Source organism: Arthrobacter sp. SX1312, assembly GCF_002929295.1.
In the GTDB taxonomy this organism is placed as follows: domain Bacteria; phylum Actinomycetota; class Actinomycetes; order Actinomycetales; family Micrococcaceae; genus Arthrobacter_D.
In genome coordinates this window covers 595,013-616,880 of the sequence record NZ_PJIM01000002.1, presented here as the reverse complement: position 1 = coordinate 616,880, position 21,868 = coordinate 595,013, and the positions used below count along the sequence as shown (strand labels likewise).

The 21,868-nt window shown below is 70.3% G+C and carries 26 protein-coding genes; 9 read left to right on the top strand and 17 right to left on the bottom strand.

All coding sequences use genetic code 11. The features are described 5' to 3' along the window. Positions 1-17: 17 nt before the first annotated feature. Both CXQ92_RS10320 and CXQ92_RS10315 read left to right on the top strand, forming a co-directional pair. Positions 18-242 carry a heavy-metal-associated domain-containing protein gene (locus CXQ92_RS10320; protein WP_104167652.1) on the top strand — a complete coding sequence of 75 codons (225 nt, stop codon included), beginning with the start codon at positions 18-20 and terminating at the stop codon, positions 240-242. A gap of 1 nt (position 243) precedes the next feature. Continuing rightward, a complete protein-coding gene (locus CXQ92_RS10315) occupies positions 244-2,484 on the top strand; it encodes a cation-translocating P-type ATPase (protein ID WP_258069849.1) in 2,241 nt (746 codons plus the stop codon). Positions 2,485-2,521: 37 nt separating this feature from the next. Here the strand turns inward: CXQ92_RS10315 and CXQ92_RS10310 are convergent, their stop codons facing one another. The 4 genes from CXQ92_RS10310 to CXQ92_RS10300 all read right to left on the bottom strand — a co-directional run bounded on the left by CXQ92_RS10310 (position 2,522) and on the right by CXQ92_RS10300 (position 5,935). Beyond that, complete coding sequence (locus tag CXQ92_RS10310; RefSeq protein ID WP_104167651.1) at positions 2,522-3,970, bottom strand: MFS transporter; 1,449 nt, start codon at positions 3,968-3,970, stop codon at positions 2,522-2,524. Positions 3,971-4,090: 120 nt separating this feature from the next. Then, positions 4,091-4,309: a hypothetical protein gene (locus CXQ92_RS18665; RefSeq protein ID WP_258069848.1), complete on the bottom strand. Its 219-nt coding sequence runs from the start codon at positions 4,307-4,309 to the stop codon at positions 4,091-4,093. A 60-nt stretch (positions 4,310-4,369) separates the two neighbouring features. Then, complete coding sequence (locus CXQ92_RS18660; RefSeq protein WP_258069847.1) at positions 4,370-4,861, bottom strand: hypothetical protein; 492 nt, start codon at positions 4,859-4,861, stop codon at positions 4,370-4,372. Between the two features lie 99 nt (positions 4,862-4,960). Further along, positions 4,961-5,935, bottom strand: coding sequence for a DMT family transporter (locus CXQ92_RS10300; RefSeq protein ID WP_104167650.1), 975 nt, complete (start codon positions 5,933-5,935; stop codon positions 4,961-4,963). An 88-nt stretch (positions 5,936-6,023) separates the two neighbouring features. Here CXQ92_RS10300 and CXQ92_RS10295 point away from each other — a divergent pair, with 88 nt between their 5' ends. Continuing rightward, complete coding sequence (locus tag CXQ92_RS10295; RefSeq protein ID WP_104167649.1) at positions 6,024-6,569, top strand: CGNR zinc finger domain-containing protein; 546 nt, start codon at positions 6,024-6,026, stop codon at positions 6,567-6,569. A 28-nt stretch (positions 6,570-6,597) separates the two neighbouring features. On the opposite strand, the gene CXQ92_RS10290 is transcribed toward CXQ92_RS10295, so the two are convergent. The 3 genes from CXQ92_RS10290 to CXQ92_RS10280 are packed head-to-tail and all read right to left on the bottom strand — an operon-like array spanning position 6,598 to position 9,279. Further along, complete coding sequence (locus tag CXQ92_RS10290) at positions 6,598-8,151, bottom strand: AAA family ATPase (RefSeq protein WP_104167648.1); 1,554 nt, start codon at positions 8,149-8,151, stop codon at positions 6,598-6,600. 47 nt (positions 8,152-8,198) lie between these two features. Further along, positions 8,199-8,621 (bottom strand): hypothetical protein, encoded by a 423-nt coding sequence (locus tag CXQ92_RS10285; protein ID WP_258069846.1) that lies wholly within the window; start codon positions 8,619-8,621, stop codon positions 8,199-8,201. A 46-nt stretch (positions 8,622-8,667) separates the two neighbouring features. Further along, positions 8,668-9,279 carry a hypothetical protein gene (locus CXQ92_RS10280; protein WP_104167646.1) on the bottom strand — a complete coding sequence of 204 codons (612 nt, stop codon included), beginning with the start codon at positions 9,277-9,279 and terminating at the stop codon, positions 8,668-8,670. Between the two features lie 377 nt (positions 9,280-9,656). On the opposite strand from CXQ92_RS10280, the gene CXQ92_RS10275 reads away from it, so the two are divergent. Next, positions 9,657-10,469: an ANTAR domain-containing protein gene (locus tag CXQ92_RS10275; protein WP_104167645.1), complete on the top strand. Its 813-nt coding sequence runs from the start codon at positions 9,657-9,659 to the stop codon at positions 10,467-10,469. An 8-nt stretch (positions 10,470-10,477) separates the two neighbouring features. Beyond that, positions 10,478-11,431: a manganese catalase family protein gene (locus tag CXQ92_RS10270; RefSeq protein WP_104167644.1), complete on the top strand. Its 954-nt coding sequence runs from the start codon at positions 10,478-10,480 to the stop codon at positions 11,429-11,431. A gap of 91 nt (positions 11,432-11,522) precedes the next feature. On the opposite strand, the gene CXQ92_RS10265 is transcribed toward CXQ92_RS10270, so the two are convergent. Beyond that, a complete protein-coding gene (locus CXQ92_RS10265) occupies positions 11,523-12,392 on the bottom strand; it encodes a GAF domain-containing protein (protein ID WP_104167643.1) in 870 nt (289 codons plus the stop codon). Positions 12,393-12,643: 251 nt separating this feature from the next. After that, entirely contained in the window at positions 12,644-14,005 is a 1,362-nt protein-coding gene (locus tag CXQ92_RS10260; protein WP_104167642.1) for an MATE family efflux transporter, read from the bottom strand. A gap of 79 nt (positions 14,006-14,084) precedes the next feature. Here CXQ92_RS10260 and CXQ92_RS10255 point away from each other — a divergent pair, with 79 nt between their 5' ends. Further along, positions 14,085-14,441, top strand: coding sequence for a hypothetical protein (locus CXQ92_RS10255; protein ID WP_104167641.1), 357 nt, complete (start codon positions 14,085-14,087; stop codon positions 14,439-14,441). Between the two features lie 28 nt (positions 14,442-14,469). Beyond that, positions 14,470-15,558 (top strand): S1C family serine protease, encoded by a 1,089-nt coding sequence (locus CXQ92_RS10250; RefSeq protein ID WP_104167640.1) that lies wholly within the window; start codon positions 14,470-14,472, stop codon positions 15,556-15,558. 18 nt (positions 15,559-15,576) lie between these two features. Here CXQ92_RS10250 and CXQ92_RS10245 read toward each other — a convergent pair whose 3' ends face one another. Both CXQ92_RS10245 and CXQ92_RS10240 read right to left on the bottom strand, forming a co-directional pair. Beyond that, the gene (locus tag CXQ92_RS10245) at positions 15,577-16,248 is read right to left on the bottom strand and encodes a GAF domain-containing protein (protein ID WP_104167639.1); all 672 of its coding nucleotides are present in this window, start codon (positions 16,246-16,248) and stop codon (positions 15,577-15,579) included. Between the two features lie 31 nt (positions 16,249-16,279). Beyond that, entirely contained in the window at positions 16,280-16,972 is a 693-nt protein-coding gene (locus tag CXQ92_RS10240; protein ID WP_104167638.1) for a GAF and ANTAR domain-containing protein, read from the bottom strand. Between the two features lie 311 nt (positions 16,973-17,283). On the opposite strand from CXQ92_RS10240, the gene CXQ92_RS18150 reads away from it, so the two are divergent. After that, on the top strand, positions 17,284-17,424 hold the full coding sequence (locus CXQ92_RS18150) for a hypothetical protein (RefSeq protein ID WP_181033618.1): 141 nt from the start codon (positions 17,284-17,286) through the stop codon (positions 17,422-17,424). Here CXQ92_RS18150 and CXQ92_RS10235 read toward each other — a convergent pair. The 5 genes from CXQ92_RS10235 to CXQ92_RS10215 form a co-directional block, all read right to left on the bottom strand. Continuing rightward, on the bottom strand, positions 17,398-17,778 hold the full coding sequence (locus tag CXQ92_RS10235; protein ID WP_104167637.1) for a hypothetical protein: 381 nt from the start codon (positions 17,776-17,778) through the stop codon (positions 17,398-17,400). The genes CXQ92_RS18150 and CXQ92_RS10235 overlap by 27 nt on opposite strands. A 255-nt stretch (positions 17,779-18,033) precedes the next feature. Further along, entirely contained in the window at positions 18,034-18,381 is a 348-nt protein-coding gene (locus CXQ92_RS10230; RefSeq protein ID WP_104167636.1) for an iron chaperone, read from the bottom strand. A gap of 51 nt (positions 18,382-18,432) precedes the next feature. Beyond that, complete coding sequence (locus CXQ92_RS10225; protein WP_104167635.1) at positions 18,433-19,311, bottom strand: DUF4031 domain-containing protein; 879 nt, start codon at positions 19,309-19,311, stop codon at positions 18,433-18,435. Positions 19,312-19,341: 30 nt separating this feature from the next. Next, positions 19,342-19,644, bottom strand: a complete 303-nt coding sequence (locus CXQ92_RS10220; RefSeq protein ID WP_104167634.1) for a DUF4287 domain-containing protein — start codon at positions 19,642-19,644, stop codon at positions 19,342-19,344. Positions 19,645-19,656: 12 nt separating this feature from the next. Continuing rightward, entirely contained in the window at positions 19,657-20,208 is a 552-nt protein-coding gene (locus CXQ92_RS10215; protein WP_104167633.1) for a dihydrofolate reductase family protein, read from the bottom strand. Positions 20,209-20,342: 134 nt separating this feature from the next. On the opposite strand from CXQ92_RS10215, the gene CXQ92_RS10210 reads away from it, so the two are divergent. Then, positions 20,343-21,359 carry a sigma-70 family RNA polymerase sigma factor gene (locus CXQ92_RS10210; protein WP_104167632.1) on the top strand — a complete coding sequence of 339 codons (1,017 nt, stop codon included), beginning with the start codon at positions 20,343-20,345 and terminating at the stop codon, positions 21,357-21,359. A gap of 84 nt (positions 21,360-21,443) precedes the next feature. Here the strand turns inward: CXQ92_RS10210 and CXQ92_RS10205 are convergent, their stop codons facing one another. Beyond that, a complete protein-coding gene (locus CXQ92_RS10205) occupies positions 21,444-21,863 on the bottom strand; it encodes an SHOCT domain-containing protein (protein ID WP_104167631.1) in 420 nt (139 codons plus the stop codon). Positions 21,864-21,868 lie beyond the last annotated feature (5 nt).

The window sequence follows — 21,868 nt, the reverse complement described above, 5'->3', positions numbered from 1 at the left end:
CCACCGAGGAGACCACCATGAGCACCACCACCGTCAACATCACCGGCATGACCTGCGGCCACTGCGTCAGCGCGGTCAAGAGCGAACTGTCGGAACTTCCCGGCGTCGAGACCGTCGACGTCGAACTCGTGAACGGCGGCACCTCCACCGCCACCATCTCCTCCTCCACGCCACTGGACGCCGCCTCGATCGACGGCGCCGTCGCCGAGGCCGGCTACACCGTGGTGCCCGCCGGGTCCTGACGTGGCCACCCAGCAGGTCCCGGTCCGGAGGACCGGGCAGGAGCACCGCGTCGTCCAACTCTCGATCCAGGGCATGACCTGCGCGTCGTGCGTCGGGCGGGTCGAGCGGAAGCTCGGCAAGCTCGACGGCGTCGAGGCGAGCGTCAATCTGCCGCTGGAGAGCGCCGTCGTCCGGGTGCCGGCCACCGTCAGCGACCAGGACCTGATCGACACCGTGGTGGCCACCGGCTACGGCGCCCATGTGGTGCACCCCGAGGACGGCGGGCACGACCACGCGCCGTCGCTCCTCCGGGCGCGCCTCATCCTCGCGGCCGTCCTGTCCGTGCCGGTGCTGCTGATCTCGATGGTGCCCGGCCTCCAGTTCGCGAACTGGGGCTGGGTGGTCTTCGCGCTGTCCGTCCCGGTGGTGACGTGGTCCGCGTGGCCGTTCCACCGCGCGGCGGCCATCAATGCACGCCACCTGTCCTCCACCATGGACACGCTCGTCTCCATCGGCGTCACGGCCGCCTTCCTGTTCTCGGCCGGGCAGCTCCTCGCCGATCCCGCCCTGACCCAGCACGCCGGGATGGCCGGCATGGACATGACGGAGCACTCCCTCTACTTCGAGGTGGCCGCCGTCGTCGTCACCTTCCTCCTGCTCGGCCGCTTCCTCGAGGCGTCCGCGAAACAGCGCGCCGGCGACGCCCTGAAGTCCCTCCTGAGCCTCGGCGCGAAGGAGGCGCGTGTGCTGCGCACCGTCGACGGCGAGCGCACCGAGGTCACGCTGCCCGCCGATGCGCTGATCCCCGGGGACGCGTTCGTCGTCCGTCCGGGCGAGAAGATCGCGACCGACGGCACGGTCACCGAAGGGCACAGTGCCGTGGACACCGCCCTGCTCACGGGCGAGAGCATCCCCGTCGAGGTGGGCCCCGGCGACACCGTGACGGGTGCGACCATCAACACGTCAGGCCGCCTCGTGGTGCAGGCCACCCGCGTTGGGTCGGACACCGTACTGTCCCAGATGGGCCGCCTCGTCAGCCAGGCGCAGAGCGGGAAGGCGCGCATCGCTCGGCTCGCCGACCGCATCAGCGCCGTCTTCGTCCCGGTGGTCCTCGTGCTCGCGATCCTGACGTTCGTGCTGTGGCTCGTGCTGACGGGCGACCTCGACGCGGCCTTCACGGCATCCGTGACGGTGCTGGTGATCGCCTGCCCGTGCGCGCTCGGCCTCGCCACGCCCACCGCACTCCTGACCGGCACCGGCCGCGGCGCCCAGCTGGGCATCCTCATCCGCGGCCCCCAGGTCCTCGAGGACACCCGCACCGTGGACACCATCGTGCTGGACAAGACCGGCACCGTCACCACGGGCACCATGGCCGTGGACGACGTCGTCGCGCTCGCCGCCGTTCCGGCACCCGACCTGCTGCGCCTCGCCGGAGCCGTGGAGGCCGCGAGCGAGCACCCCATCGCGCAGGCCATCGCGCAGCACGCCGCCGCCGCCGGCCGGCTGCCCGGGGCGCACGCCTTCTCGAGCGCGCCCGGGGGCGGCGTACGCGGGGAGGTCGACGGCGTCGTGGTCACCGTGGGGCGGGCCGGCTGGCTCGAGCGCCACGGGATCCGGCCGACCGACGGACAGGCGGCCACGTTCACGGCGGCCGAGGACGCCGGGCGGACGGCCATCTGGGTGGCGGTCGGGGACGACGTCGCAGGCCTCGTCACGCTCTCCGACACCGTCAAGGACGGCTCGGCGGCCGCCGTCCGGCGGCTGCGCGGCCTCGGGCTGCGGCCCGTCCTGCTCACCGGCGACAACCGGGCCGTCGCCCTGCAGGTGGCCGCCGTCGTCGGGATCGACGCCGCCGATGTGCGCGCCGGGGTCACACCCGAGGGCAAGGTGGATGCCATCCGGGAGCTGCAGGCCGCCGGGGCGACCGTCGCCATGGCGGGCGACGGCGTCAACGACGCCGCGGCGCTCGCGCAGGCGGACCTCGGGATCGCCATGGGTTCCGGCACTGACGTCGCCATCGAGGCAGCGGACCTCACCGTGATGGGCAACAGCCTGGAGCAGGTGGCGCAGGCCATCGAGCTGTCCCGCCGCACGCTCGGCACCATCAAGGGGAACCTGTTCTGGGCGTTCTTCTACAACGCCGTCGGCATCCCCGTCGCCGCGCTCGGCCTGCTCAACCCGATGCTGGCGGGGGCGGCGATGGCCGCGAGCTCGGTGCTCGTCGTCGCGAACTCGCTGCGCCTGCGGCGCTTCGGGCGGTGACCCTCCGGGCCGGTCGCGGCTCGGCAGGGACTGCCGGTCACGGTGCTTCGGCCGCCGGCGCTTCCTCCGCAGCCGCGCGGCCATAGGACGCCGAGACCCGGCGATAGACGGGCGTCAGGAAGGCCAGGACGGCGGCCACGATGATGACGATGCCCGCCACCAGGAACACGAGGGCGATGCCACGGGAGGTGCCCTCCCCCAGCAGCGGGGCCAGCTGGGCCGCGCCCTCCACCGAGCGCGCGTACGGGATGATCCAGAACTGCGCGATCGGCGCGATGAGGAACGCGGTGATCGGCGCGGCCGCGGACTCGAACGCCATGGCGAAGCCGAAGACACGCCCCTGCCGGGGCAAGGGGACCACCCGCTGAATGACGGTCTGCTCGGCAGCCTCGACGAACGGCACCAGGACCAGGTAGAGCCAGATACCGAGGACGTACAGCCACCCCCATTCCCGGAGGGTGAATGCCGCGCCGACGACCCCCATCATGATCACCGCGATGAGCATGGTACGGAGGGGATTCGGGCCGAGGCCGAATTTGCCGATCAGGGCGCCGCCGACGATGAACCCGCTGGCGCCGAGGGCGAAGTAGGTCCCCCACAGTTCCACCGGGAACAGCTCGAGGCCGTAGGGGTCCATCAGCGCCATGTAGACGCCGCCCACGAAGTTGTTGAACGTGGAGAACAGGATGAGCGCGAACAGCCCGGAGATCGCGAGGACCGCGGCGACGGAACCGCGCAGGTCGAACCCGCCCTGCGCATCGGTTGCCGCTGCGCGCACCTCCTCGGGCATGCGCAGCGTCAGCAGGTGCGCGAAGGCGAGCGCCGTCAGCACCAGGGCGACGACGATCGTCCAGCCCATGCCGATCAACCCGATCGACAGCCCGGAGAGCACCGACGTGATGATGAACATCAGTCCCTGCACCATGCCGACCAACCCGTTGGCATTGGCTCTCCGGTCCGGCTCGATGAGGATGGTCACGGTGGTGGACAGCGCGATGTTCCGCATGTTCTCCACGACGGCACCGATCAGGATGATCAGGGTGAAGACCCAGAACCACGGCTGCTGCAGATCGAGGAGACCGGCGGCGGGCGTCACCAGGAACATGACCCCGGCCAGCACGAACATCACCAGCGTGAAACCGGCCGCGAAGCGCATGACGGAGAGCTTGCGGTAACGGTCCACGAACGTGCCGAAGCTGATGCTGGAGAGGGCGATCAACAGCATGTACGCGCCCCCGATCACGCCGGTGGCGATCACGTTGCGCGTCTGCAGGTAGGCCCAGAAGGTCAGGGCGAACCAGAGGTAGCTGGTGGTGATGTTCGCAAGCCCGGTGTTCACGAGGATGCCGAGGAAGGTGCGGTTCCGCTCGGCCGGGGTGCGGAAGGAGGTTGCCTGCGGCGAGCGGCCGGCCGAGTCCCCGGAGGGAAGTGCGCCGCCCTGGGGAGCCGTGACGGCCCCGGGTGGGGCCGGATCCTGCCCGGTCATGCGCACCAGTGTAATGGGGGTCGGCGCCCGCCTGAAGGGGTGGCCGGCCCGCGTCCCGCGGGACTGCCTGACCCTTCGTGACGGGGTTGACAGACCACTGCAGGGCGCCCGCGCACTCCGTCAGGTGCCTCCGCGCAGCACGTCGACGTGCACGTGATCGAGGTGGCGCAGGATCTCGTTGGCCGGCTCGGGCGCCTCGTAGTCGCCCCACTGCGCCCTGGAGGAGTGGGCGCTCCAGAAACGGTCGTCGAAGATGACGTACTGGACGTCGAGGTCCTCGGCGTGCGCGACGAGCCAGTGGGCCACCAGCCACCCGGCGCGTCGGTTCTCCTCCGTCACGGGGCGGAAGAAGACATCGATGCCCCGACCGTCGTAGTGCGTGGACTCCGCACCGTGTCCCTACCCTACTCCGCCCGGAGCGAACCCGCCCAGGCTCTGGTCGCCGAACACCTCTGCCATCGCCATGCGGACCTGCTCGGCGCGCGGGGTCAGGCCGGTGGCCGTCAGGTCCTCCACCGGGAGGCCGTCGGCGGCAGAACCACGGCAGGCCAGGCCGGGACCGGCATCATCGGCCGGTCCCTCCGCGAGCCGCTGCAGGACCGCGTCGTCGATCCCGGCGGTGTCCGGAGCCGGTACCCCGCGGGCCGTGAGCGCCACCGCCGTCGTGGCCTGCTTCGCCTCGCTCCGGGTGAGTCCGATCTCCCCCTCGGAGGTCCGGACGGTGCACTCCGCACCCCCGAGCACCGGACCACCTGCGGTCCGCAAGCCGCTCAGCAGGCCGGCTCCGAGGAGCACGAGCACGGACGCGAGCATGCCGATCACGAGCAGACCCAGGAGCAGACGACGACGCCGGCCCGGGCGTCCTCGCGAGTGCCCGGTGATGCTGTCCATGGTTCGCGTGCCTTCCTGTCGGGGTGGCAGGGCCCGGAAGAGACGACGCTGCTGAAGGTTCAACCGATCACGGCGGGGTGGGAGTTCCCGTCGCCGACCTCAGGGACGTGGCAGCGGCTCCACGGGGTTGGGCTGGTCGAGCGCCGCCTCGAGGTCGCCGTCGGGCGTGGACCGCAGTTCGTCCACCCGGACGCACACCACGCCGGCCACGATCAGCAGCCCGCCGAGCAGCTGCACGGGACCTGGCAACTCGCCGAGGATCAGCCACGCCGCGAGCACGGCGAACATCACCTCGGTGAGGGCCACGAAACTCGCCACCTTCGAGCCGAGGCGCTGCGCGGCGAGGATGCCCGTCATGTAGGCGGCTACCGTCGCGACCAGGACGAGGACGGCCACCGGGACGATCCAGCTGTAGGTGCCCCCGGCCAGGCGGACGTCCGAGAACACGAACCGGAACGGCATGATGTTCGTCAGGCCGAGGACCGAGATGGTCACCGCCGCCACCACCATGCCCCCGCCGGCCATGACGATCGGCGGTAGGGTCTCGTCCACCCGCGCGGACATGAGGAAGAAGACCACGAGGCAGACTGCGGCCGCGAGACCGAACAGCACGCCGACGGGATCGAGCCGGGCGTCCCCCGTCAGGTCCAGGACCAGCAGGAGCCCGAGGATCGCCGTGACGGACCCGATGATCGTCAGCGTGTGCGGGGCAGTGCGCGAGCGCAGCCAGAGGAATCCTACGAGCAGCACGGGCGCCAGGTATTCGAGCAGCAACGACACCCCCACGGACATGCGCTGCACAGCGTTGAAGTAGAAGAGCTGGCAGAGCGCGATCGCCGTCGTCCCGTAGATCACGATGGTCAGCGCGTTGCCGCGCAGGGTGGACCAGCGGCCGCGGAGGGCGATCAGCGCCGGGACGAGCAGGACGACGGCGGCGCCCCCGATGCGCAGCCCGACGGCGGCGCCGGGGCTCCAGCCGATCTCGAGCAGGGACTTCGCGAACGGGCCGGAGACGCCGAACGTCGCGGCGGAGACGAGCGCTATCCAGAGGCCGGCGGTGGGGCGCAGGGACACGACCTCTCCCTTCGGATCGATGCTTGGTGTCAGGGGTGACAAATGGTTATGGTCGTGACACTAGACCGGCGCGATGTCAGGAGTCAACATGTCTTTCACCTATGACACAGAGGTGGCACTCTCGACCGTGGCAGCGCTGATCAACACCGCGAAGGATGACCTGGACCCCCTGACGACGCCGGAGGGGCTCGACCGCTTCCTCGAGGAGCAGCGGTTCAGCGGCTCCCGCACCCGCACCGACGCCGAGCTACGATCCGTGCGCGCGTTACGCACCGAACTGGAGTGCATCTGGTTCGCGGAGGAGGACACCGCCGTCGGGCTCGTCAATGCGATCCTCCGCCGCGCGAACGCACTCCCCCAACTGGTCCGCCATGACGAGTGGGACTGGCACTTCCACGCCACCGCACCCGAGGCTCCGCTCGGGGAACGGATGGCCACGGAGGCGGCCATGGCCCTCGCCGATGTCATCCGTGGACATGAGCTGGACCGCCTCCGCTCCTGCGCGGCCGACGACTGCGACGGGGTGGTGCTCGATCTCACCCGCAACCGCTCGAAGCGCTTCTGCGATACCGGCAACTGCGCGAACCGGACGCACGTGAAGGCGTACCGTGCCCGGAAGGCCCGGAGCGCCTGACCGGCACCCGGTGTGTCGCCTCCCGTCGCTACGGCCGGCCCCCGACGCCGCCGATTCCCTCCACGCCGTCATCCGGGAAGCCGTCCTCCGAGTAGCCACCGTCGGCGAAACCGGGGCCCGGGCCCTGCGCGGGTGAGTAGCCGGCGGAGTACGCCACCGCTCCGGGGCCCCACCCGAACGATGCTGCGGGTACCGCCGGGAGGTCGGCGGGCTCGGGACCGTTGCTGCCGAGCAGGCTCCGGGTCAGGGACGCGTCGTCGGCCATCAGCTCGTCCGCGGCGCCGAGCAGATGGGCGTCCGCCACCGGGACGCCCTCCAGCGCGGCGGCGAGGACGGCCCGCCGGACCAGCTCCCGCGTGAAGGACGCCGTGGTGCCGGCGGTGCTGCCCGCGGCGGTCCCGAGGGCGTCCGCGCCGAACGGCAGGCCCCGCGCGTACAGCCGCAGCAGTTCGGCGCGTTCGTGCTCGGCCGGCAGGGGCACCTCGACGGCCAGATCCACGCGACCGGGACGCTGCGCGAGAGCCCGTTCCAGCATGTCCACGCGGTTGGTGGTCAGGACGAACGTGACGTCGGCGTCGTCGTCGAGCCCGTCCATCGCATCGAGCACCTCGAACAGCAGGGGCTGCGGCCCGTGGCCGAAGCTGCGGTCCTCGGCGATGAGGTCGCAGTCCTCGAGGACGACGATCGACGGCTGAAGGGCGCGGGCCATCCGAGCCGCCTCCGCGATGTGGGCGAGGGTGCCGCCGGACAGGATGATCGCCGTGGTGCCCTCGCTCGCACTCAGCAGGTATCGGACCGTGTGGGTCTTGCCGGTACCCGGCGGGCCGTACAGCAGGATGCCGCGCTTGAGGTGCTGGCCGGCCCGCTGGAGCGCCTCCCGGTGCGATGCGATGCCGAGCGCGTGCTCGCTGACGCGCTCCAGCAGGCCGTCGGGGAGGATGACGTCGGCAGCCTCCAGCGTGGGCCGCCGATGGAAGGTGACGCCCGCGGCGCTCGGCCCGAAATCCTCGGTGGTCAGCGAGAGGACCTGCCCCTTCATCACGCTCTCGCGCTGCATCCGCCGTCGGAACTCCGCCAGGAGACCGGCGACGGCGTCGGCATCCGCGCACAGGACCTCGAGGGATGCGACCTGCCGTCCGTAGCGCGGCTCGGCCCTGCGCTGCAGGAGGGCGACGGGGACGCCGTCCCGGTGGAACAGGTGGAGGCCGAGCGCGACCGCCTGCCGCTGCTCGTCCGGGCCGACGGGCAGGTTCGCGTAGTCCGGCTGCGACAGGGGGAAGTTCGGGTACAGCTCCGACTGCTGGATCATGTCGCCGAGGGACATGTGGTGTCGCTGGTCGCCACCGCCGACCCCCACGCACCGTCCCTCCCGGGTCAGCGATGCGAGGAGGATGTCGGCGTCCACGAAGCGGTGGGCCGGGACGTCCTCGACCACCACCGGGAGGCTGCCCGGGTCCACACCGAGGTGCGCCGCAAGGGTCTCGACGAGTTCCCTACCGCGGGCGGAGTGCGGCTGCGCTTCCTGCGCGAGGCGCACCATCGTGCCGAAGTCCCTGATGAATGCCCGTAGCTCGTCGCCCATGGGGGCAGGCTAACAGCGCCGTCAAGGAGGCGAGGGGCGCATACCCGTCAGGAATCCTGCTCCGGGAGTCGCTCCCCGTAGCGGGGCTGGGCACCGTGCTCGGAAGCGGTCGGCGACGGCGCGGACGGACCCTGCGCGGTCGGACCCGATGCGGTGGAACCCTGCGCGGCCGGTCCCTTCGGGTCCGGCTTCGCCGAGGACCGGTTGATGCCGGATCCCTTGCTGAGGTGCTCGGCGTTCGGCGTCTCCGCCATCATGAGCATCGCGCAGATCACGAGGGAGACGATGAAGGCGATCCCCGCCGCGGTCAGGCCCAGATCGATGCGCAGCACCCTGGATCCGCCGCCCGTCGCGAAGATCGACGTCGCGACCCCGGCCACCACGGCCAGGACCGCCGAGAAGACGAGGGGCGCCTTGATGCCGTAGCGGAACCGTCCCTGGGTGGGTTTCCCCGGCTGGCGCTTGGCCACGGGCACTCCTTCCGGTGATGCGAATCTTCTACGAGGCGTAGAGCCTCTAGTTTACGGGGTCCGGATCGCCCGGAGCGCCGGACCCCCAGGGTGCGCTGAGCGCTGAATCATGCCGATAGCTCAGGGCTGCGATGCCGAGCACGACGGCGGTGAGCAGCGCGCCGCCGCCCGTCACGCCGAGCAGCGCGTGGGCGCCGAGCGGCTCGACGAACGGCAGGATGGCCCCCGTGGCGATGCCGACGACGCCGACGACGACGAGGTCCCGCGCCGCCGCGTGCCCTCGCGCCGCGAACCCACGGATCAGTTCGGCGGCTCCCGCGACGACGAGCGCGACGGCACCTGCGAACGCGAACGCGGCATCGGTCCCGAAGGCGAGGCCTGCGACGCCGGCCCCGAGCAGCAGTCCACCGCCGATATCCGTGAGCGCCCTCGCCCCGGCGCTCCAATGCGTCATGCGGTGCGTCCAGAGATACGTGGCACCGACCAGCAGGAGGTACAGCCCCCCGACGATGGACAGCACGAGGGTGGAGGGCTCGCGCCAGAAGATCGTGACGAGGCCGAAGACACCGCTGACGACGGCGCGGAGCAGGAACGGCTTCCACACCGTGAACTCGGCGAGGTCGGGCCCGGCGCCGGGGGCGGACGATGCGGCAGCCATCAAGGGCCTCTCTGGAAGGGTGCGCGGCCGGGCGATCTCCGGCAGGTCCAGTTTAGTCCGGCACGGTGCCGGCCCTCGTCCCACACAGGGGCCGGGCCCCGGCACGGGCTCCCGGGCGGCGCCCCGGCACGGGCTCCCGGGCGGCGCCCGTACCAGTTTCCCCGGGCGATGGACACAGCTGATCTTCAGGGGTGTACGGGGCCATGCCGCTCGTCGGGAGCCCATACTGAGACCACCGCAGAAGATGTCCCGGATTCGTCCGCGGGCTCAGCCGGATACACCGACGAGCCTCGTGCACGAACTGGGAGTCCCTCCGGTGGTCAAGCAGCCGGCCACCGGAGGGACACCGACAGTCCGCCGGCCCCAGTCCCGAACCCGTGTCCAGTGTCAAGTACTTCATCGACTGCCCCACCGGCACCGTGGAGCACTACTTCGCCGACGACACCTACAACTGGTCGGACGAGGTGTACCGGAAACACGGCTACGAACGCGGCGACGTGGTCCCCACCCTGGAACTCGGCATGTCCCACGTCGACCCCGCGGACCGGGACGCCGTCCAGGCGTTCTGGACCAAGGTCACCACCAGCGGCGGACCATCCTCGGTGTACGCGTCCCTCAGGGACCTCCACGGCACCACCCGCAAACTCCTCATCTCCGCCGATCTGATCGTCGAGGACACCGAGCCCGTCGGGGTCTGGGCGCTGGTCATGGACCTCACCCGGTCCATCCACATCGACCGGCACCAGCTCGCCAACGAAGCCCTCGCCGCGTCCGCCCTCCGCCGGGCCGTCATCGAGCAGGCCAAAGGAATCCTCATGGGCCGCGCCGGCCTCACCGCGACGGAAGCCTTCTCCCAGCTCAGCTCCCACAGCCAGCGGGTCAACCGCAAGGTCGTCGTCATCTCCCAGGAGATCCTCGACCGGGCCCTGACACCCACCCGCCAGGACCACGAACAAGATCAGGACCTGGCCCGCGATCGGGCTCTGCAGGAACTCTTGCGGGGACTCCGACCCGCTCGCGTCACCGCTCACCCGCCTCCGGCGCTCATCGCCCGAGCCGAGGGAGCCCGTCAGTCCCCTAGACCCAGTCATCCGCTTCTGGCAACTCCTGCCGTCGGAGAGCGAGCAGGGTTGTACGGACGGCTTTTCCGGAGAAGTGTGAGAGGCGGCGGCCTGTCGCCGCCCCTTTAGGAGGCTCTATGTTCTTCCATGTCCAGCAACTCATCAACGAGATCATTCCCGACGAGCCGGATCCGGCTGCGGCCAATGCCCTGCAGGAAGGCCTCGGCGGGCAGTTCGGCGAGATGCGCACCATGATGCAGTACCTGTTCCAGAGCATGAACTTCCGCGGTGCGGCCGCCAAGCCCTACCGCGACCTGATCCAGGGCATCGGCACCGAGGAGATCAGCCACGTCGAGCTGATCGGCACCACCATCTCCCGGCTCCTCGACGGCTCGCCCCGCTACCAGGGCAAGGTCGACGATCCGCTGGACACCCCCGGCGCCGGTGGTTCGATCCCCCTCAATCTCGCCCTGTCCGAGGGCAACATCCACCACTACCTCGTGGGCGCGCAAGGAGCCCTGCCGGTCGATTCGGCCGGCAACCCTTGGAGCGGCAGCTATGTCTACAACTCCGGCAACCTCCCACTGGATCTGCTGTACAACCTCATGCTCGAAGCCACAGGCCGCCTGCAGAAGTGTCGCATGTACGAGATGACGGACAACAAGACCGCGCGCTCCACCATCTCCTACCTGATCGTCCGCGACCAGGCCCACGAGAACGGATACGCCAAGGCCCTCGAGACCCTCGGGGTGAACTGGAAGTCACTCCTGCCCATCCCGAAGACCAATGCCGAGCAGTTCCCGGAGGTCAAGAAGCTCCTCGACCTCGGGCTGCAGAGCAAGCAGTACACCTTCGATCTCAAGGGCCAGTCGGAGGCCGGCAAGATCTACCAGGGGCTGTCGCCGTCGAAGGACGGCACCACGCTCGACGCCAGTGAGCAGGCCCCCGAGGGCGTGCCGTCGGTGATCGCACCGGAACGCCTGGAGGAGTTCGCGCCCGGACTGGATCCCGAGTTGCTCGAACTGATCCAGGCCACCGCTGACATGGAGATGGCGGATATCGACGCCATGTTCGGTCCGGTCGGGAAGTAGCGTCCCCTCCCAAGATGCACAGCAAGGGCGCCCGCTGCTGCGGGCGCCCTTGCTGTCTGACAGTGGCGCGTATGCCGGAAGGCGGGTGGTCCTAGTCGGTGTCGCCGACCCAGATCTCGACTTCGAGATCCAGCGCCATGCGCTGGAGGTCCAGGGCGTCGGCGTCACTGAAGGAACGCGGGCGGTCATCGATGATGCACAGCGTCCCGATCCGCCATCCGTCGGCGGTCGTGATCGGGTAGCCGGCATAGAAGCGGATGCGGGGGCCACCGACGACGAGGGGGTGGTCGCTGTACTCGGGGTCGGTCCTGGCGTCCGTGATGACCAGCACCCGGGAGGCTTCGATCGTGCGTGAACAGAGGGCCGTGTCACGGGGGAGGTCCTGCCCGATCGGGCCCACCACCGATTTGATGACCTGCCGGTCCTCGGTGATCAGGGCGATCGAGGACGAGCTCACGCCGAAGTGCTCGCGGGCCCGCTTCGTGTAGCGGTCGAAGCGGTCCTCCGCTCCCGTGTCCAGCAGTCCGGTCTCGTAGAGGGCGTAACACCGGCGGTACTCGGCGTCCTCCTCCTGCTCCATGGCACCATCGATCTCCTGGCCGTCAGCGGCGATCCCGTAGGGCGCCGTCGCGGCGGGCCGGTCGAAGCGGTGCCCGTCGGGGTCCAGGACCAGGACGCGGAGGTTGTCCCCGAAACCGGATCCGTCCGCGACGTCGTCGGTGCTGTAGTGGGCGCCGTCCACCGGGAGCCCGCTGTCGTCGATCATCTCGTTCAGCGCGTGCGCGACGAGATCCCGATCCAGGGTAGGCAGAGTACCCCGACCCTCGAGGTAGGTGATGACCTCGCGGTCGTCGCACGTGCCACCGAGACTCGCATACGTGGCCCACACCGACGACGCATCGAAGTTCGTGATCCGAAGAGTCTGAACGGCCATCCACTGCTGCACGTCCTGACTGATCATGATGCCGCTTCCTGGAAACCCGTGTGATGCCTGAATCGGCCCGACGGATGTCAGCCCACCAATCACGTTACCTCGTGCAACCAACCCCCGCGTGTAACGCTCGTCCTCCAGCCCGGGATGGACAAATGGGGAGAGTCGGGGATGGGCAGACGGAGAATCCCTCGGTCAACCCCTCAGCCACGGGAATCGGAGTCCCAGAACCACGGGCACCACGGCGGACCTGTGTCGGCTGCGCTGATCCAGTCTCACCGCTATGCCTCCCGCACCACCGCGTTGCGCGTCGCCCCGGTCACCATCCACCGATCATCCCGGATCCGCCACCCCAGAGTTGCCGCGCGCGCCAGCATGTAACCGCCGCCGAAAGCCAGCCACAGCCAGACGATCCCCTCGCCGCCCGTCAGGTCAGCCATCCCGACAAGGCCCAGCAGCGGGAGATACACAGCCAGGTTCACCACGCCGGCGATCGCCAGGTAGCGCGCGTCGCCCGCCCCGATCAGCACGCCGTCGAGCACGAAGACGAGACCGCAGATCGGCTGGAACGCGGCCAGGACCCACAGGCCGGCCGCGAACGCCGCCTGGACCGTCGGATCCGGGGTGAAGATCCACCCGACGAAGGGCGCCACCGCGGCCAGCACGCAGCCGGTGACAACACCGAACGCCACGCCCCAGGTGATCATGCGCCGTGTGAGCGCCGCCGCGAGCGGCCGGTTCCCGGACCCGAGTTCCTTGCCGATCAGGGCCTGCGCGGCGATGGCGAGGGCGTCGAGGGCGAAGGCGAGGAACGTGAAGACCGTCATGACGAGCTGGTGCGAAGCGAGGCTGAGGGGCCCCTGCGCGGTCGCGACGAAGACGGTCGCGAGGATCGCCACTCGCAGCGACAGCGTGCGCAGCATGAGCCAGGAGCCGACGCCGGCCGTGCGCCGGATGCCGCGCAGGGACGGCCTCAGGGGAACCCGCTGGCCCCTGGACGCGCGGACGATCATCACGAGGTAGACGGCCGCCATGCCGCACTGGGCGAGGCTCGTCCCGAGCGCGGATCCGGCCACGGACATCCCGGCGCCGTAGACGAGCAGGTAGTTGAGCACGATGTTGACACCGAACCCCGCACCCGCGACGATCAGCGGCGTACGCGTGTCCTGCAGCCCGCGCAGCACGCCGGTCGCCGCGAGCACCACCAGCATCGCGGTCAGCCCCGGCATCGACCAGCGCAGGTAGTCCACCGCGAAGGCGTGCACCGCCCCCTCGGCACCCATCAGCGACGCCAGCTGCGGAGCGGTAACCCACCCCAGGACGGACAGGAGGACCCCGAGCACGACGGCGAGGCCCACGCCGTCGCGCCCTGCCGCGAGCGCCTCGGGCAGGCGACCCGCACCGAGGAGGCGCGCGACGGCCGGCGTGGTGGAGTAGGCGAGGAAGACCATGAGCCCGACGGCGGTCTGCAGCACCGTGGACGCGAGCCCCACCCCGGCGAGCTCCTCCACACCGAGGTGTCCCACGATCGCCGAGTCGGCGAGCAGGAAGAGCGGCTCCGCGATCAGGGCGCCCAGGGCCGGGACGGCGAGCCGGAGGATACTGCGGCTGAGCCGGCGGTTGCTGGGCAGTGATTCACGCACCAGTCCAGCGTAGAGGTGCGGCGCCAGGGCCTAAGCTGGGATGAACCCCGAACCGACCGCAAGGACACCCAGGGAAGTCATGAAACTCGGCGTCAAGCAGTACCTGGCAGGTCTCGCCCTGCTGTTCGTCAGCACCCTCTTCGTTCCGCAGGCGGTGTCGGACTTCGCCCGGGCCGAGTCCACGGGCACGCCGGCGCCCGCGGAGGCACCGCTCCTCCTTGCCATCGGGTTGCTGATCATCCTCACTGCCGCGGCCTGCATCGGCTGGGGGTACTGGCTCACCCACCGCACGGGCGCACCCCGCGGGCCGCACCCCGAGGACGATCCCGACGAGCCGCTGCTGCGCCCCGGCTACGGCCCGGACACCTCCGACCGCCAGGACTGGCGTGAGAATCCGCTCCGCCGACGCGACCAGGGCACCGACGGCCGCTTCTGACGCGGCACGGTGCAGAGAGGACCTCCTCATGACGCGGAACACCGGGACCCGCGCACCGCTGATCGCCCTGATGTGCACCCTCCTGCCGGCCGTCACCGGCTGCACGGATACGGGAGGGGACGCCGCCGCGCCGCCGCAGGTGCCGGGCGGCACCGGCTCTCCCTCCCCCAGCGCCGGCGTCGGCACCGGTGCGGCCGCATCGGGCGCCGAAGAGGACGTGGGCATCCCGGACATCGTCGAGGCCGTGCAGCCCTCCGTTGTCACCATCTTCACCGAGGAGGGGCTCGGCAGCGGCGTGATCTACACGGAGGACGGGCTGATCCTCACCAACGAGCACGTGATCCGCGGCAACGATGATGTCGAAGTGGCCTTCGCCGACGGCCGGCGGGTGTCCGGGACGGTCCAGGCCGCGGACACCGTGTCCGACCTCGCCCTCGTACAGGCGGACCGGCGTGACCTCCCGGCCGCGACGTTCCAGCCGGACCTGCCCCGCATCGGCGAGCTCGCCGTCGTCATCGGGTCCCCGCTCGGCTTCGAGAGCACCGCGACCTCGGGCATCGTCTCGGGCCTGCACCGGGAGATCCCCGGCTCGGCGGCCACGAGCCAGTCCCTGGTGGACCTCATCCAGACGGATGCGGCCATCAGCCCCGGCAACTCCGGCGGCGCCGTCGTGAACGGTCAGGGCGAGATCATGGGCATCAGCGAGGCCTATATCCCGCCCTCGCAGGGCGCCGTCGCCCTCGGTTTCGCCATCCCCGCCTCCATCGCCACGGAAGTGGCCGAGGAGCTCCGGGAGGACGGCACCGCGGACCACGCGTTCATGGGACTGGCTCCCGGCCCGATCCCCCCCCCCCAGATCGCCGAGCAGCTGAACCTCGAGGATGCCACGGGAGTGGTGGTCCTGTCCGTATCGCAGGGCGGGCCGGCCGACGACGCCGGCATCCGCCCCGGGGACATCATCACCAGCATCGGGGACGAGGAGATCGCCACACCGGAGGATCTCCTGTCAGCACTGCGCCGGTACGATCCGGGCGAGACGGTCCCGGTCGGGATTCGGCGGGGCTCGGAGACACGGACAGTGGACGTGACGCTCGCGGACCATCCGGTGGAGCGCTGAGGGCCTCGTCCGCGCGGCTCAGTAGAGGCTCCAGGCTTTCCAGTCCGGATAGACCTCGTGCTGCATCTCCTGCGCGAGAGCCTCGAGGTCCTGGTGATCCGAAGGGGTGAACGGGCGGGGCGAGAGGGACATGACGCAGATCGTGCCGACCAGCCAGCCGCCGGGACCGCGCAGCGGAGCGCCGGCATAGAAGCGGATGTGCGGTGCGCCGGCCACGAAGGGGTGGTCCCGGAAACGCCCGTCCTCGAGGGTGTCGGGCAGGACCAGCGGACCGGAGGACCGGATGGTCGCGTTGCAGAACACCCGCGTCCGATCGAGGTCCTGGTGCGCCTCGCCCACCGCGGACTTGATGAACTGCCGGTTCCGGGCGATCAGGGCCAACGTCGCGATCTCGCAACCGAACCGCTCCGCCGCCCGGCGGGTGATCGCATCGAACCGCTCCTCGGGGGGCGTGTCGAGGAGGTGCAGCTGCTCCAGCGAATCGAGGCGACCGCGTTCTGCCGCCTCCGCGTCGAGGAAGGCGGAGCCGGCCGCGCCCAGGAGCCGGATGAAGTCCGGGGTCACGCCGCCGGCCCGGTGATCGGCCAGGGGCGGGTCGAGGTCCACGGCCTCCCGCGCCGCCTCGGGGGCGGACAGGCCCGATCGACGCACGGCGTCGACGACGGGTTCCCGCTGGTTCCGCTCGTTCACGTTCTTCCTCCCCTACCGTTGGCCGTACCGCCTACTGGAAGTGCAACTTCACCGGCCCCTGACCCAGGGACTCCAGGACGGACGCGGCGACGTCGCGCAGCTTGATGTTCCTGGCGCTGGACGCAGCCTTGAGGATGGACATCGCGGCATCCTGGGAGCACCGGTTCTGCCCCATGATCACGCCGACGGCGAGGTCGATCGTGGTCCGGCTCTGCATCGCGGCCCGCATGTCGGCGCTGGACTCGGTCAGTTCCGCGATGCGTACCGCGAGACGGAGCGATGTCGAGACCTCCTCGGCGAAGTGGCGCGCCGCCGCCACGGAGTCCTCATCGAAGGCGTCCACCAGGGGCGAATAGAAGTTGAGCGCCGCCGTCGCCTCGCCCTCGAGCGGGATGGGCACGCCCAGCGCGGACCTGATCCCGTTCCCGGCGATCGCCCGGCTGTACTCGGGGAAGCGTTCCTCGGCGTCGAAGTCGCAGACGTACTGGACGGAGCCCTCTCGTGCGGCGCGCAGGCACGGACCGTCGTCGTACTCGTACTGGACCTCGTCCAGTTTCTGAGCGTCCGGACCGTTGCTCGCGACCGTGGTCTTGGTCCGGGCCCGCAGCAGGGTGACGCCGCACAGGACCTCGTCGTCGGCCGACAGGCTGCGACCGGCGACGGTGACGAGCTTCGTCAGGAACTCCTCGACGTCGTCGCTGTCCAGGACCATGTCCTGCAGCATGCCCAATACTCCCGGACCGTTCTCTCTCTGGTAACCAACCAACAGGCAGACCTTTGCATCAACCCCCTGCCGGTCGCCGTGCTGCGGGCAGGGGGGAGGTGAGGGGCCGCCTGCTGCTAAACGACCAAGAGAATAGTACCCACAGAAATCGTGGCCGGGCGCCTGCCGCAACCGTGGACGATGTCGAGGTACGGGAGGGGCGATCCCGGTCGACGCGGACCACGAGGAGCGCGGGCGCTCTGGAGCTACGCAGCGGACGTCGAATGCAAGTGCATGCAGGACCGGGGCGGCAACAAGGTTCCCTGACCGGCGTGGCCGAGGACCAGGAGCTGCCGTGCCCCCGGCTCCTCGAGAGGGTGGGCTTCCGGGTCTGGCCCCGCCGCGTCCATGGGATCGTCGCGACCGTCGTGGTGGGGCAGGCGCCGTCAGCGGTCCCGACGGAGGGGCGGTAGCGGCGACAGCCCCTGGGGCCGACGCCCGGCGGGCGCGGCGGGTCGGCCCGGCGTGGTGATCGGCCGTCCCCATCGACCGCGTCCCGTGACCGTGCACGACGGGTAGGCCAGGGCGCCCCGCGCCGTCGTGTCGGGGTCGACGGCGCTGTAGGGCGCTCGGCAGCAGGCATGGTGGCCCGTCGCCTCCAGGTCGTCGAGCAGCTCGTTCACGGCCTGCGTCACGTCGTTGCGATCAGCGAGCGGCAGGGCCATCAGGCCGTGGAGGTAGGCGTCGACCTCGAGACGATCGATGCCGCCTCCCAGGTTCTGGAGGTGTTCCCAGACCAGAGGCAGGGGGAGATCCGCGTGTCTCATCGCAGTATGGGTGTGCAGACCTTGCATTGGCAGATTCCTTCGGGTGGCCCGGACGGGGGCTGGAAGCCGGTCGACCGCCACCGCCGGGACGGCGATGCGACGAGGCTCCCCGACGGCCGGCTTCCTGACTGCCCGGGAAGGTGCCGACGTGCGATGCCGGCCATCCTCGATCTCCTCATGGTGGCATCGGCCGGGCGGCCCGGGGAAGCAGTTTCCTCCCGTCGGGGCGGGGTTGCGTGAAGGATCGGAGCCCTGCTACGAGCCGGCGATCTCGAGGCTCCGGAGGCGGACGATCTCCCGGACCAGGTCCTCCGGGAGCGGATGGTCGGCCGTGAAGCGGATGGTCCCCTTCGACCGGGAGAAGCCCTCGAGCCGCGGCGCCACGGCGTCGATCACCCCCGAGGAGAATGGATACAGCGACAGATGCCCCGCGGTGGCGGCCACGGCAAGCAGGGGCTTCCCGGCGAGGACAAGTGCCGGCATGCCGTAGCTCACGCCGTCGATTGCGTCGGGCCGGGCGCCCCGGGCCGTGGCGACCACGGCACGCAGGCACTCCTGGTCAGGTTCCTCCAGCGCGGCGAGTGCGTCCTCCACGGATCCCATAGGGTGATCGTAGGGGTCACGCCGGACGCCGGACAGGGCCCATGGACCGGGTCACAACGACTCGAGTTCCTGGGCCAGGTTGCTGCGCGCCCGTCCCGCCCATTCGGCCTGCGCCGTGGTCGTCCGATACAGCGGGTCGAGTCCGAGGAGGCGCTTCAGGACGGCACGCCTCCCGTCGGTGAATGCCTGCCGGGGAACATGCCGGTACTCCGCGCGGATCGCTGCCACGTAGCGGGCATAGTCCTCCGGAGCGCCGGCGAGCACCGCGAGGTCCGCGTCGCACAGGAGGTGGCCGGCCCGGTCCTCGGGTGCCGGCTCGTGCGTCGCCGTGAGAAGGACCAGGCGCTCGACGTCCCGGACGACGGCGTCGGGCACGATGCCGTGAAGGCGCTGCACGGCGAGGGACGCGGACGCGCGCTCGTCCTGGCCGGCAACGCCCTCGTACACGGCGTCGTGGAACCAGGCCGCCAGGAGCACGGCGCCCCGCACGGGCTCATCGGCCGGTTCCAGCAGCACGTCCAGCGCCTCGAGGACCGCCAGCAGATGGGCGGGATTGTGGTACTCGCGGTGCCCCTCGGCCCAGCGGTCGAGCAGTTCCCGGCCGAGGCCGGGGACTGCCGGCAGGAGAGCGTCCCAGCGGGTCATCAGCGCGGCACGGAGCTTCGGCGCCCGACGTCGGGCCGGGACCCTGAGGCCGCTGGCGATCAGGGCGCGCACCAGCTCCACCCCGGCCACCTCCTGCGCACCCTGCGCCACGAGGTCGCGGTACCGCCGTTCCGGGACGTCATAGTGGTCCTCGTCGAAGGCGCGTCGCGGGATGCCTGCGGCCGCCGCGAAGGCATGGAGTTCCTCGAGGGACGACGTCGAGACCAGATGGGAGAACACGGTGCCGTGCGCGGGCCAGGTCGGTGGATCGATCAGGACGGCCATGGCCAGCAGTCTAGGCGCGTCCGGACGTCGTCAGGGGGAGGCCGCCTCCGGTTTCGTCGCCTTCCCGTCCAGCCACAGTTCGGTGGATTCGTCGCTGTGGGATCCACCGGTCGCCACGTGCCTGTCGCTGATGGTGGGCCCGTTCTTCAGGACGTGGACCAGCGCCATCGCGTGGCCGCGGCCGAGGCCGTAGTCCTCCTTGAGCCAGGCCACGACCTGCCCGGCCTTCGTCCCGGGCCCGTCGAGACCGCGCTCTTTCGCCTGATCGACCAGTTGCCTGGGCGTCAGACCGGTCTTGGCTTCGATGGCATCGAGATATGCCTGAAACGACATAACTATCCCTTCCTAGTCGTTGCGGAGGCCGTAGGTCGCGAGGACATTGCCCTTGCTGGTGATCGTGGTGTCCTGCAGCTCCAGCCGCGTGACGGGGTCCGACGGTTCGAACAGGCGGCGACCGGCACCGGCGACCACAGGGTGGGTCATGAGCATCAGCGAGTCCAGCAGCCCCGCGAACAGGAGCTGCCGGACCAGGGAGATGCTGGCGCAGACGGCGATATCCGCGCCGTCGGTCTCCTTCAGGTCGGCAACGAACTCCTCGAGGGGCGCGGTCATGAGGGAGGCATTGGTCCATCCCAGCTCGCCCCTGAGGGTGCGCGACGCCACGAACTTCTGCACCGGGGTGATGAAGCTGCCGAACGGGTCGGTCGCCTCGGCCTGCGGCCAGTAGGCCGCCCACTCCTCGTAGCCCTGCCGTCCCAGCAGCACGGTGTCCACCCGTTCGATCATCGCCTTCATGCCGGCGCCGAGTTCCGGGTCGAAGCTGTTGAACTGCCACAGGTGGGGGGATTCGACGACGCCGTCGACGGAGGAGAAGAGGCCTGCTGTGAGTCTGCGCATGGGTGCTCCCGATCTGAGGTTCACGGTGACGTTTCCACAGAGTAGACGCTGCGACCGGCCCGGACTCATCGGTCCGCGGAAGAATCCGGGGCCGCTCCCTCCCGCCCGTGGACCAGCGTGACTAGGCTCGGGGGATGCAGCAACCCACTTCTCCTGCCTTGCAGGATGCCGCCCCCGGATCGGCCTCGTTCGAGGAGCTCCTGGAATCCTCGCGACGCGACCTGACCGGATACTGCTACCGGATGCTCGGGGCGGCGTCCGAGGCTGAGGACGCCGTGCAGGAGACGATGCTCAAGGCCTGGTCGAAGAAGGATTCCTTCGCCGGGCAGTCGGCCCTGCGCACATGGCTCTTCCGGATCGCGCACAACGTCTGCGTCGACATGCTGCGCAGCCCGCAGCGCCGAGCCCGCCCCATGGACCTCGGCCCATCCACGCGCACGGCAGACGCTGTCCTCGGTGCTCCCCTCACGGAGGGCGTGTTCGTGCAGCCGATCCCCGACGAACGGGTGATCGACACCTCGGGTGATCCCGCCGCCGTCGCCGAGCTCCGCGACACCGTGCGCCTGGCCTTCGTGGCGGCCCTGCAGCACCTTCCACCCCTCCAGCGCAGCGCCCTGATCCTGTGCGAGGTGCTGCGGTGGTCGGCGGCCGAGGTCGCGGCTCTGCTCGAGGTCACCCCCGCGTCCGTCAACAGCGCCCTGCAGCGTGCGCGCAGGACGATGGCGGCCCAGACGCCCGCCCCGCGCATGCCCCTGGAGAATCCGGATCACAAGGTGCTGCTCGCCCGGTACCTGCGGGCCTTCGAGGCATACGACATGGACCTGCTCGTCTCACTGCTGCGGGAGGACGTGGTCCTCTCCATGCCGCCGTTCGACCTGTGGCTCTCCGGACCGGCGGACGTCCGCGCCTGGTTCGTCGGAAAGGGCAGCGTCTGCGAGGGCGGTCGCCTGATCCCCGTCGATGTCAACGGCGCCGGCGGATTCGCCAACTACCACGTCGTGGAACCCGGCCTGTGGAAGCCGTGGGCCATCCAGGTCATCGAGACCGACGGCGGGCGCATCGTCGGCCACCACAACTTCCTCTACCCGGAGCTGTTCGAAGCCTTCGGACTGCCGGCGGTCATCGACGAGCGCCCGGCTGCGGAGCAGTAGCCGGGCACCGGTGGACGATCACGGCATCCTGGATCAGGCGGAGCGCCGTCGGACTCCACACCATCTCCTATTCCAGCGGGGTGATCAGCCGGTCGGCGTGCGGGGCGTGGTATCGGTCGAGAGGGTCCCGGATGCCTGCTGGAGCGAGTGCCGCTTGAGCCGCTCGTATTCCTCCTGGGTGATGGCGCCCTGTCGCAGGAGTTCGTTCGCGGAGGCGACCTGCGCCGTCGGATCGCGGGGTGCGGGAACCGCTGCGGCTCCGGCATCGGGTCCGGATCCCCGGGCCGTACGCAATGCCATGGTCTGCCCGTGGGCGAACAGGTAGGCGAGGGAGGCCAGGAAGGGGAGCAGTACCAGCAGGACCACCCAGAGGGCGCGCGACCAGCCGGAGAAGGACTCGTTCCTGAAGATGTCGATGAGAACGATGAACAGGAAGGCCAGATAGGCGGCGAACAGGGCGGCGGCGAACACCACCCACACGATCTCCCAGAGGTTGATGTCCACGGCAC